General features: G+C 58.2%; 11 protein-coding genes. 2 read left to right on the plus strand and 9 right to left on the minus strand.

What is annotated here, in order from left to right; genetic code table 11:
* Positions 1–183: 183 nt before the first annotated feature.
* The 6 genes from B3Y70_RS15210 to B3Y70_RS15235 all read right to left on the minus strand — a co-directional run bounded on the left by B3Y70_RS15210 (position 184) and on the right by B3Y70_RS15235 (position 6,950).
* Positions 184–1,224, minus strand: coding sequence for an extracellular solute-binding protein (locus B3Y70_RS15210; RefSeq protein ID WP_153739830.1), 1,041 nt, complete (start codon positions 1,222–1,224; stop codon positions 184–186).
* A complete protein-coding gene (potC, locus tag B3Y70_RS15215; RefSeq protein WP_011783896.1) occupies positions 1,221–1,991 on the minus strand; it encodes a spermidine/putrescine ABC transporter permease PotC in 771 nt (256 codons plus the stop codon). Before potC ends, B3Y70_RS15210 begins: the two co-directional genes overlap by 4 nt.
* On the minus strand, positions 1,988–2,845 hold the full coding sequence (potB, locus tag B3Y70_RS15220) for a spermidine/putrescine ABC transporter permease PotB (RefSeq protein WP_113879541.1): 858 nt from the start codon (positions 2,843–2,845) through the stop codon (positions 1,988–1,990). The genes potC and potB overlap by 4 nt, the downstream gene beginning before the upstream one ends.
* Entirely contained in the window at positions 2,838–3,959 is a 1,122-nt protein-coding gene (gene potA / locus B3Y70_RS15225; RefSeq protein ID WP_153739829.1) for a spermidine/putrescine ABC transporter ATP-binding protein PotA, read from the minus strand. The genes potB and potA overlap by 8 nt, the downstream gene beginning before the upstream one ends.
* Before the next feature lie 131 nt (positions 3,960–4,090).
* Positions 4,091–5,161, minus strand: a complete 1,071-nt coding sequence (locus B3Y70_RS15230; RefSeq protein WP_197535988.1) for a TRAP transporter substrate-binding protein — start codon at positions 5,159–5,161, stop codon at positions 4,091–4,093.
* 112 nt (positions 5,162–5,273) lie between these two features.
* Positions 5,274–6,950: a methyl-accepting chemotaxis protein gene (locus tag B3Y70_RS15235; RefSeq protein WP_286714116.1), complete on the minus strand. Its 1,677-nt coding sequence runs from the start codon at positions 6,948–6,950 to the stop codon at positions 5,274–5,276.
* A gap of 232 nt (positions 6,951–7,182) precedes the next feature.
* Between B3Y70_RS15235 and B3Y70_RS15240 the strand changes: the two genes are divergently transcribed.
* A complete protein-coding gene (locus tag B3Y70_RS15240; protein WP_288590043.1) occupies positions 7,183–8,520 on the plus strand; it encodes a CHAD domain-containing protein in 1,338 nt (445 codons plus the stop codon).
* Positions 8,521–8,527: 7 nt separating this feature from the next.
* Here the strand turns inward: B3Y70_RS15240 and B3Y70_RS15245 are convergent, their stop codons facing one another.
* Positions 8,528–9,301 carry a cation diffusion facilitator family transporter gene (locus B3Y70_RS15245; protein ID WP_153739826.1) on the minus strand — a complete coding sequence of 258 codons (774 nt, stop codon included), beginning with the start codon at positions 9,299–9,301 and terminating at the stop codon, positions 8,528–8,530.
* 92 nt (positions 9,302–9,393) lie between these two features.
* On the opposite strand from B3Y70_RS15245, the gene B3Y70_RS15250 reads away from it, so the two are divergent.
* On the plus strand, positions 9,394–10,275 hold the full coding sequence (locus tag B3Y70_RS15250) for a LysR family transcriptional regulator (RefSeq protein WP_113879544.1): 882 nt from the start codon (positions 9,394–9,396) through the stop codon (positions 10,273–10,275).
* On the opposite strand, the gene B3Y70_RS15255 is transcribed toward B3Y70_RS15250, so the two are convergent.
* On the minus strand, positions 10,272–10,511 hold the full coding sequence (locus tag B3Y70_RS15255; protein ID WP_022993355.1) for a DUF3565 domain-containing protein: 240 nt from the start codon (positions 10,509–10,511) through the stop codon (positions 10,272–10,274). The two genes, B3Y70_RS15250 and B3Y70_RS15255, sit on opposite strands and share 4 nt — an antisense overlap.
* The gene (rarD, locus tag B3Y70_RS15260) at positions 10,508–11,404 is read right to left on the minus strand and encodes an EamA family transporter RarD (protein WP_022993356.1); all 897 of its coding nucleotides are present in this window, start codon (positions 11,402–11,404) and stop codon (positions 10,508–10,510) included. The genes B3Y70_RS15255 and rarD overlap by 4 nt, the downstream gene beginning before the upstream one ends.
* Between the last annotated feature and the right edge of the window lie 43 nt (positions 11,405–11,447).

Raw genomic sequence — 11,447 nt, forward strand, 5'->3', positions numbered from 1 at the left:
CCTTATACATTGTGTGCTGGCATTAGTGGCAGCGGCTTAGTCCAACCCACATTTAAAGGCCATGCTGCGCACGACCATTAAATGCTTCAGTGTTATAGACCATGTATTTCAGTTTAGTGAAACCTGGACAATAAAAAACGGAGGCCGAAGCCTCCGTTTTCCAGGTTCATGATGCTCTTCCGGTTACTGACCGGACTTCAACATTTCCCAGTATTTGGCATACACCTGCAGCGCCTCGTCGCCAATGTCGGTCTGGAACTCGGCATTGATCATGTCGGTGGCGTTGGGGTAGCTGGCCCGGTCGTTCGCAACGGCGTCATCCAGCAGATCCCGGGCCGCCAGGTTGGGTGTGGCGTAGCCGATCTCTTCGCTGATCAGGGCCGAGATTTCCGGCTGCAGCACAAAGCTGATGAACTGGTGAGCGGCTTCCGGGTTCTTGGCGTTCTTGGGAATCACGAAGCTGTCCAGCCAGGCGATGATGCCTTCTTCCGGATACACGTATTCCAGGGAATCCAGAGTATCGCGGCCCATGACGGCTTCGCCGTTCCAGATCATGCCCACGTCGGTTTCACCTTCCAGGTACGGCATGCGGGGGGCATCCGAATTGAAGGTGCGCACAGAGGGCATCAGCTCGGTCAGCTTCTCGTAGGCTTCCTCGATTTCCTTCGGGTCAGTGCTGTTACCGGAGTAACCCAGCACCCGCAGGCCAACGTGGAACACTTCACGCATGTCGTTGGTCAGCATGACCCGGCCTTCAAAGCGCTCATCCCACAGGTCCGCCCAGGCTGTCACTTCGCCTTCCACATCGGCGGTGTCCACGGCAATGCCGGTAGTACCCCACAGGTATGGCACGCTGTACTGGTTGTCCGGGTCGATATCCAGGTTCACCAGTTCCGGGTCCAGCTGGTCAAAGCCTTCGATCTTGCTGCGATCGATGGGCATCAGCAGGTCTTCCTGCCGCATCTTGCTCACGTAGTAGGTGGAGGGCACGGCCAGGTCGTAGGCGGCGCTCTCATCCAGCAGTTTCAGCCGGGCATACATGGCTTCGTTGCTGTCGTAGGTGGTGTAGACCACCTGGATACCAGTTTCCTCAGTAAAGCGATCCAGAACTTCCTGGGGCATGTACTCAGACCAGTTGTACAGGTTCAGAACCTTGGGCTCCTCAGAACCACTGCAGCCAGTCAGGCCCACCGCCAGCAGGCCGGCCAGTGCCAGTTTCTTCATCGTTTGCTCCTTAACAGTATCCATTGAGACAAGATCAACATGACCAGTGAGAATACCAGTAGCAGGGTGCCAAGGGCATTCACTTCGGGCTTCAGGCCCACCCGCACCATGGAATAGATGCGCAACGGCAGAATTTCATAACTCGGGCCACTGACAAACGTACTGACCACCACGTCGTCCAGTGACAGTGTAAACCCCAGCAGCCAGCCCGCCAGCAGGGCCGGCATGATCACCGGAATCAGGACCGTGCGGGTCATGGTGAAATCGTTGGCGCCCAGATCCCGGGCCGCCTCCGGCAGGCGTTCGTCAAACCCGCTGAGCCGAGCCATCACGGTGATGACCACAAACGGCAGGCAGAAGGTAACGTGAGCCAGCAACAGGGATACATACCCCAGCTGCAGCCCCACCAGCAGAAACAGCGCCAGCAGCGAAATCGCCAGGACAATTTCCGGCGACATCATCACTACAAACAGCATGCCATTGAGAACTTTCTTGCCCCGGAACCGGTATCGGTGCAGTGCCAGTGCGGTGAGCGCGCCGATCAACGTCGACACAGTGGCCGCGGAGAGCGCCAGCCAAAGGGAATTCCACATGGCCTGCACCATGGCCCGGTTGTTCAACAGGGCTTCGTACCAGCGCAGGCTCAGGCCACCCCATTCGTAACCGGTGCGGGAATCGTTGAAGGAGAATACCACCAGTACCACGATAGGCACGTAAAGCAGCAGATACACCAGCGTCAGGTAGGTGCGGGGCAGCCAGCGATTCATACACCGTCCTCCCCGATCCGCCGTTTACTCAGGCGGTGGGCGAACATCAGGAACGCCATGGCCAGGGTCAGCAGGATGCTGGCAGCGGCACCAAAGGGCCAGTTGCGGGCATCCAGAAACTGGTTCTTGATGACGTTACCCACCAGCAGGTTGCGGGAACCGCCCAGAATATCAGGCACAAAGAACAACCCCATGGCCGGCAACAGCACCAGCATGATGCCCGCCAGCACCCCCGGCAGGGTCAGCGGCACGATCACATGGATAAACGTGGACAGGCGCCCCGCGCCCAGATCGTGCGACGCCCTCAGGTAGTCCTCCCGCAGGTCTTCAAACACCGAGTAGAGCGGCAGGATCATGAACGGCAACAACAGATACACCAGCCCGATAATCACGGCTCCTTCGGTATACAGCAGCTGCATGGGCTCCTCGATCACCCCGAGCGACATCAGCGCGTTGTTGAGCAGGCCATTGGTGGCCAGGATCAACTTCAGGGCGTAGGTTCGCACCAGGGAATTGGTCCAGAACGGCACGATAAGCAGGAAGATCAGCAGCACCTGATTGCGTTTGCCGACCTTGGACAACGCCCACGCAAACGGGTAGCCGATCAGCAGACACACCAGCGTCGTCATGGCCGCCATATACAGGGAGTGCAGGAACACTTCCAGGTACAGCGGATTGAGCAGTTGCCGGTAGGCATCCAGGGTCAGCGGCAGCGAAATGAAGGAGCCCGGGTCCCGGGTCATTACACTGGCACCGACCACCAGCAGGTTGGGGGTCAGCACCAGAAACAGCAACCAGCCCCAAACCAGCACCAGCACCGCCGTACGGAACGGCTGCTGTGTCAGGCTACGCATCGGTGCCTTCTTCCTCTGGCAGAGCTTCCGGCTCTGTGGGTAACAGCCATTCCCAGCCATCAACCCAGCTCACTTTGACCGGCTCGCCAAGGCGATAGTCGAAGGTAGGGTCGTCTTCGTCGAAGAATTCCGACGCCAGCACCTCGGTGCCATCCTCAAGATGAATCACCGAATCCAGGGTACTGCCCTTGTAGTTACGCTCTACAATCTTGCCAGCCACACCATCCTCATCGTCCGGCGCCAGTACCCGGATATCCTCGGGGCGCAACAGCACATGCAGAGACTGGCCACCGGAGACCGGGAAATCCGGCTTGCGGAAGGTACGTTTCAGGCCGAACACATCCACGGTGATCGTGTCGTCGCCGTTGGCTTTGTCCACCCGGCCCGGGAAGAAGTTGGTTTCACCGACAAAGCGGGCGGTAAACAGGTTAGCCGGTCGCTCGTAGACTTCCCGCGGCGTCCCCAGTTGCTGGATCAGGCCATCTTTCAGCACCACCACCCGGTCAGACATGGACAGGGCTTCTTCCTGATCGTGGGTGACAAACACAAAGGTGATGCCCAGCTCCCGCTGCAGGCGTTTGAGCTCCACCTGCATGGTGCGGCGCAATTTGTAGTCCAGCGCCGACAACGGCTCATCCAGCAGCAGTACCTTCGGGCGCTTGACCACCGCACGGGCAATGGCCACCCGCTGTTGCTGGCCACCGGACAACTGATGCGGCTTGCGCCGGGCGAAGTCCTCAAGCTGGACCATGGCCAGGGCATCCTCGACCCGATCCCGGATTTCCTGCTTTGGCCGTTTCTCCATTTTCAGGCCATAGGCCACGTTGTCGAAGACCGACATGTGAGGAAACAGCGCGTAGTTCTGGAAGACCGTGTTCAGCGGCCGGTGTTCCGGCGGGGTGTGAGTCAAGTCCTGATCGCCCAGCGCGATGGTGCCGTCATCCGGATGCTCGAAACCCGCCATCATCCGCAACAAGGTGGTCTTGCCGCAACCGGAAGGTCCCAGGAGGGTAATGAACTCGCCGTCAAAAATGTCCAGATTCAGTGAATCCAGCACTTTTTTGCCGTCGAACTGTTTGGTGAGATTGCTCAGAGATAGCAGTGTCTGTTTCATCGGCCCTGCCCAAAGTTTGAGCGGCGTATTTTTCCAGAAACAGACGCAAACAAAAAGGGGCGTCGGGATATTCCCTGACCACGCCCCTCCTGTTTTCCAGCCTTATCAGGCCCGATTGTCACGCAGCGTTTTTACTGCTCCGCGACACTGTTCAGATACGCCTTGTCCGAAATATTGGTCCAGGGGCGCACCTGCTTAAGGTATTCACGCTGTGAGGTGATGATTTCGTTCGCCAGTTCGTCTTTCTCGGCAAATTCATCCAACAGGCGATTGGTGGTTTCTCGCAGGGCAGTAATAACTTCCGGTGGAAACACCTTGTGGGTCACATCCGGGTATTCCTGCTTCATCTTCTCCCACGCCACACCGCTTTCGTGGGTGCTCTGGATATACATGTCATACGCTGCGGTACGCATGGAGACCCGCAGGATGGCCTGCAGATCAGCCGGCAGCTTGTCCCAGGTTTTCTTGTTGATCAGGAACTGCACTTCGGCATTGGGCTCCTGCCAGCCGGAGTAGTAATACTTGGCAATCTGATGAAAGCCCATCTGCAGATCCAGCGCCGGGCCAACCCATTCAACGGCATCGATGGTGTTGCGCTCAAGCGCGGTATACAGCTCGCCCGGCGGCAGGTTGGTGACCGCCACGCCCACTTCCGACATAACCTCGCCGGCAAAGCCGGGGGTGCGCATTTTCAGGCCTTTCAGGTCCTCCAGAGACTTGATCTCTTTCCGGAACCAGCCACCCATCTGATTGGCCGTGTTGCCACCCGGGAAGGACAGCAGCCCGAAGGGTTCATATACCTTCTGCATCAACTCCATGCCGTCGTCGTGGTAGAACCAGGCATACATCTCCGGTGCAATCATGCCGAAGGGTATGGTGGTGAAGTACATGGCGTTGGGAATGGTGCCCTTGTAGTAATAAGAGGCGGTGTGGCCCATGTCGTACTGGCCGTTACGGACCAGATCGAAAATACCGAAAGGGGCCTTGTGCTTGTTGGAGGAATCAATCCGGATCTTCAGGCGGCCGCCCGACATTTCCTCGGCCATGGCCGCCATGTTGCGGGGCGCATCCCCCAGCAGGCCAGAATTGGGACCCCAGGTTTCCGCGAGACGCAGGGTATAGGTTTCTTCAGAGACCGCGAAAGGACTGGCCAGCAGGCCAAGAGTGCTGACCGCCGCCAGCAGGGTTTTACGCAGGGACATAGTGTTGGCTTCCATTGTTATCGATTTTTGATTCAAACATGCCGGAATGAACCATCATAACGACGAAAGCCGACCGCGCCAATGTGGCGGGCCGGCTTTCTTATGAGGGTAATCAGACCTTGAACTGGCCAACCAGCTCGCGCAGATTCTCCCCCAGCCGGGCCAGTTCGTGGCTGGCCTCATTGGTCTGGGTCACGCCGGTGTCACTGCGCTGGGCCGCGTCGACAATCCGCACCACGTTCTGATTGATCTCTTCTGCCACCTGGCTCTGCTGTTCAGCGGCCGTCGCAATCTGAGTCACCTGATCGTGGATCTGGGTCACTGACGTCACGATGGTGTTCAGTGCACTGGTGGCGTGATTGATGCGCTCAACGGTCGCTTCTGAACTCTTGCGGGAGTTGTTCATGCGCTCCACCGAAGCTTTGGACTCCGCCACAAAGCCATCAATCATTTCCCGGATCTGATCAGCCGATTCCGCTGACCGCTTGGCCAGCTGGCGCACTTCGTCGGCAACCACCGAGAAGCCGCGACCGTGCTCGCCGGCCCGGGCTGCCTCAATGGCAGCGTTCAGGGCCAGCAGGTTGGTCTGCTCGGTAACCGCGTGAATCACATCCAGCACCTGCTGAATATCGTTCGACTTCTCGGCCAGGGCATTGATGCTGCGGGCGGTATCTTCCATTTCCTGGGACAGCTGATTGACCGCGCCCTGGGCACTGTTGATGGTCTCGCCACCCTCTTTGGCCATGCGGTCCGCATCGGAAGCTGCGCCTTCCACCTCATTGGCGTTGCCGGAAATCTGCTGAATCGTTGCCGCCATTTCGTTGATGGCCGAAGCAATCTGGTCGGTTTCTGAACCCTGTTCCTGAACCGATTGACGGGTTTCATTCGCCACCCTGCTGAGTTCTTCAGCTGCCGACGCCACCTGGTCGGTGGTTGAGCCGACCTCACGGATGGTGTCCTGAATCTTGATGACAAAATGGTTGAAGCGGCGACCCAGAACGGCCAGCTCATCTTTACCATCTTCCGGCAGGCGCTGGCGCAGGTCGCCCTCTCCGTCGGCAATCTCCCGCATCATGTCGCTGACCTTGTTAAGCGGCGCAGTCACGGTGCGGCCAATGACCAACCCGATTACCAGTGAAATCACCACCACCACAATGGTCAGCAGTAAAATGAAGCCCATAGCAGATGTCATGGTTGCATCAATTTCTTCCCGGGCAGCGGCCACCGCTCTCTGAACATCGGTTACATACACGCCGGACCCTATCATCCAGTCCCAGCCCGGAATAATGGTGGAATAGGAGACTTTCGGTTCCACCTGGCCGGTAGCAGGGTTGGGCCACTCATAAGGCATGAAACCATCGTCACCTGCAGCGTCAAATAAGCCTCGCACCAACTTCTGCGTGTTCGGATTGGTGGTCGGCCCTTCTTTGGAGGGGTCCGGTGCATAGGCGAGATTGAACAGGCTGCGATCATAGGCGAAGACATAGTTGTTCTGACCGAACTTGATTGACCGCAACCGCTCTCGCGCCTCTTCCTGCGCCTCCTGCTCCGAAAAACCGGGAGTGGACTTGGCCTCAAGCACCACGGATTTCGCGGTTTCAACCAGATTTTTCAAACCTTCCTTGCGCGCTTCCAACAGTTCCTGCTCGAGGCGTTGCAACTCTGCCTCTCCATTGGCCCGGATCTGGTTCGCCGTAATCCATGCAATTGTTCCAGCCGTAATCAGTACAGGCACCAATACACCAATCAGAAGCCGTGTTCTGATGGTCAGGTTGCTCATGAAGGTCATGGTCTTCGCTCCGGGGTCATTTCTTGTAATCCTTTGATTATGCACAAACGCAGTCCGCACTCCGTTGCAGTTTGTTAAAAGCTGTATACCAAACGCAGGTCAGGAACAGGTTTTTGTGTAAACAAGCCCGTCATATCAGAGTCATACGTCTAAATACGTATCGGCCGTCATGTAAACGACTTGAGGCTGTGTCAGACTAAGGTCTGAACATTCAGCTCATGAGCAAGCATGCATGAAACGGCTTTTTCTTATCCGCCACGCCAAATCGAGCTGGAACGACGACAGCCTCTGCGACCAGGAACGCCCGCTGAATAACAGAGGCCAAAGCCAGCTTGCGCCGCTCGCGCGGGCAATGAAATGCCTGGGCGCGCTGTCCGGTGCCATTTATGCAAGCCCCGCTGTGCGAGCCCAGCAAACGCTGGCAGGTGCACTCAGCGTCAACGACCAGCCGGCCCATGTCCGCACCGAAGATGAGCTTTACACCTTCGACTTCCGGCGTCTATTACGCTGGCTGCAGAATCTGGATAACGCTCAGAACCGCATCACCCTCATCGGCCACAACCCGGCATTACTCGAACTGGCCGCCTTTCTGGTACCCCAGGCTCCGTTCGAATTGCCAACCGCCAGTATCCTGGAGATCCGGCTGCCGGTAAGGCACTGGAAGAAAGTGGACAAAAACAAGGGTGCACTGAAAACCTTCCTGACGCCTCGTGATTTCAGTTACAACGAATTCCGGCGCAAGAACCGAAAAGCCAGTCCCGGCGCCACTGAACTGGACCAGAACACACTCCCGGAGGTTTTGCAGCAGCTGAACAATCAGTTGGAACTGCTGACCCCGGGGGTCATTCTGGGGCTGGATGACGAATTTCTGCACCAGTACCGCATTGCCCTTCGCCGCAGCCGGGCCATTGCCGAACCCCTGGCCGAGATTACCGGCGATCGCCAACTACAGGAGCATATTCGCGAACTGAAGCGACATGCCCGGGCCACCAGCGCCCTGCGGGATCTGCACGTATTTCTTCAGGATATCCCCGAGCTGTGCCACGACAACCCGGAACTCTGCACCACGCTGACCGACTGGGCGCGGCTCAGGGCATCTAAAGCACAGCGCAAACTGGCCAAACGCCTTGGCCAGAAACGCTATCGTCAAAGTCTAGAGCGCTGGCACGGCTATATTGAATCCAAAGCTTTTCATAAGCTGGCTGGAGAGCTGCGAAAAAAAGACATCCAGGTCGCCGCAAACCGGCGCCTGAAACAGTTCAACCGGAAAACCGCAGAACTGCTTCATACCGCCCCGGATGAAGCCCTGCACCAGCTGCGCAAGGCCCTAAAGCGTATCCGATATCTTCTGGAGCGGGATGCCCGGCACGGCAAGCCAACACTGAAAGAACTGCGCCAGCGACAGGATCTGTATGGCCGTTTCCAGGATCTGCATGTCCAGATCGAGCTGACCCGGCGATTCCTCGCCGACCACCCGGAGTGCGACGGGGTGTTACTGCTTGGCAAACTTGAGCGGGAGAAAGCCGATACCCGCCGGCAGATACTGGCCATGGGTGGACTGAACGTCTGAGACCGGTTCAGATCCGGATCATGCGGGCCTCGAGAAGGAGGTTCGGGCCGAGCTTGGCCACCCGGACCTGTTCCGGATTCAGGCCCAGGTCTTCCAGGGTTTCATGGATGTCGTCCAGCGCATCGTCTTTCGGTGCCGCCAGCAGCAGCTCCCGAACTGATTCCAGAACCATCTTCACAGGCACCGTCATGAAGTAGACCGAAATCACCAGCATCATTACCGGGTCGGCATACACGGCCAGCTCCGCCCAATGACTGCGTTCCAGCAGCCAGGCCGCGCCAAAACCAATCATTACGGCAGCGCTTAGGGCACTGTCCATCAGCCACTGGCGCTGTTCCGCCTGCACCAGCCCCGAACCATTGCGCAGAGTTGACCACCGTAGATACGCCCAGACCGCCAGGCACCCCACCACGTTCACCGCACCAAAGATCATTGCCATGTCCGCCGCCACGGCACGACCACCCTGAAGCAGCGACACCACCGCCGATACCAGCGACAAGATACACACCACCGCAATCACCAGACCTTTCACGGCGATCACCAAAGGCTCCACGGCCCCCATCCCGAATGGGTAATCGTCATTGGCCGGCCTGCGCACCAGACGGGCGGCATAGAGTGACAGGAGCGACAACCCGAGGCTGATCAGGGAATAGGCACCATCGAAGAGAATAACCAGGGAATCGACCCAAAGACCCCAGGTAATACCGGCGAGCGCAAACAGGCCCGCGCCCACTGCTGATAATGTCAGCGCCAGGTTTTCCCGCGCCAGAGAAGTAAACATTTTGACCTCCTGAGAATTGCTGCCATATTAGCGGCATCATTCAACAGGTGTGAGTCGCTGAGCGACGGAAAATCCGTCGCAAAGAGCAAACCATGAAAACGTCACAGATCAAGACCTTCCTCTCGGTTGTCCGCAATGGCAGCGTGGCCGCGGCAGCCCGGGAGCTGAACCGCAGCCGCACCACCGTCAGTACCGTGCTGGCGTCCCTGGAGGATGAACTGGGGGTGGAGCTGTTTGAACGCAGCGGCAATCAACTGCACCTGACGGCCATCGGCCAGTCCATCCTGACCGACTGCCGGCGATTCGACCAGGTTGCCAGCCAGATCAGGGCTCGCTGCCAGCACCACCGGAGTGGTGCCGAATCGGTCCTGCGCATTGCCCGGGACGATGCCATTCCGGAAGATATCTGGCGCGACATTCTGCGCCGGCTGAAACAACGCTTCCCCCAGACCAGCCTGTCGGTTTACCTTGCCTCGCCTCGGGAACTGGCGCCGCTGGTTCGCAGCCAGTCCGTGGATGTGGCCTATGGCCTGATGCCGGAATTGCTGAACGAAGGTTATCAATGGTTTCGGGAACTGGCTGATGTGCGCATGCTCACCGTGGCAGCTCCGGACCACCCCCTGAGCCAACTGAAACGGGTCACTCAGGACGACCTGGTCAGCCACACGGAAATCACCCTGGCCTACATGCTCGATGCCCAACTGGTGGCCGAATCCCCGGAAACCGCCAACTACCTCGCCTTTACCCAATACGAACTGATGCGTGATGCGGTGATTGATGGCGCCGGCTGGGCGGATTTACCCTTACCCCTGATTGCTGAGGCATTGCGCAAGGAACAGCTGAAAACCATCCACCACCGCAGCGCCCGCTGGTGGAAAGTGTTCAGTGCGCTGGAGTCGGAGCAGGCGCAAGGGGGCGCCGTGGTGGGCTGGCTCGCCAACGAACTGGAAGCCTATCTGGAAACCCTGGCCTAATCGGGAGACTGAGGTCCTTCCGGACTCTCCGGACGGACATCCGCAGGCGCATCGTCATCACATTTCCGGCAATCCAGCTTAACCCCCAACATGGATTGCCGACCTTCCACCGTGACAACCCAGGGCCGGTTTACCCAGGGCGAATCATGTCGCACGTGCTGGTTATGGCCACACGCCAGCTGCGCTACCCAGTGGTTTTCCCCGTCTTTGTGATAGCCGCTGATGGGTTGTTTCATGCCGAAACCTCTCTGTTCGATCGGCCCACCCAGGCCGACCACGAGTATATTGCCAACGCCCCCCAGATCATCACAAAGCTCACCAGTTTGGCGGTGCTAAGCGGCTCATGGAAGATATAAAGCGCGATCAGAAACTGGATCGTGGGGTTGATGTACATAAGAAAGCCCACGGTAGACAGCTTCAAACGGCGCGCAGCCCCGGCAAAAGCCAGCAGCGGGATGGCGGTCACCGCGCCACTGGAGGCCAGTAACAATGCGCTGTAGGTGCTGTCCGAAAAGTGCGACAGCCCCTGCGATGACAGCCAGGCCAGGGTCAGCAAGCCCAACGGCAGCAATAACAGCGTTTCAACAAACAGACCGGAAAGGCCATCAAGTTCGACTTTCTTGCGCATCAGGCCATAGGTGCCGAAGCTGAACGCCAGTACCAGCGTAATCCACGGCAGCTCGCCCAGCAGAAACAGCTGATAGAGAATCGCAACCGCCGCCAGACCCACCGCCGCGGCCTGCAGCCGGGAAATACGCTCACCCAGGATCAGCAGCCCCATGGCCACATTTACCAACGGCGTCAGGAAATAGCCCAGACTGGCCTGCAACACATGGCGGGTTTCCACGGCATAAATATAGATACCCCAGTTCAGGGCAATAAACACGGCACAACCCAGCACATACCCCAGCCGGCGCGGCTTTCGCAGTGCCGCCACCACCGGCGGCCAGCGCTTGAGTATCGAGATGACCACGGCCAGAAACAGGCAGGACCAGATCACCCGATGGATCAGCACCTCCCAGGAAGGGATCCCCTTGAACAGGGCAAAATACAGGGGAAAGCTTCCCCACAGGGTGTAGGCGCCTAACCCGTAGACCACGCCTTTGGTGGTGTCATTCAGCGGTTTCATAGCTTCCTCATTGTCAGGCCCGTCAATCTAGCACAAACCCGCT

The organism is Marinobacter sp. UBA5687 (genome assembly GCF_002420325.1).
Classification (GTDB): domain Bacteria; phylum Pseudomonadota; class Gammaproteobacteria; order Pseudomonadales; family Oleiphilaceae; genus Marinobacter; species Marinobacter nauticus.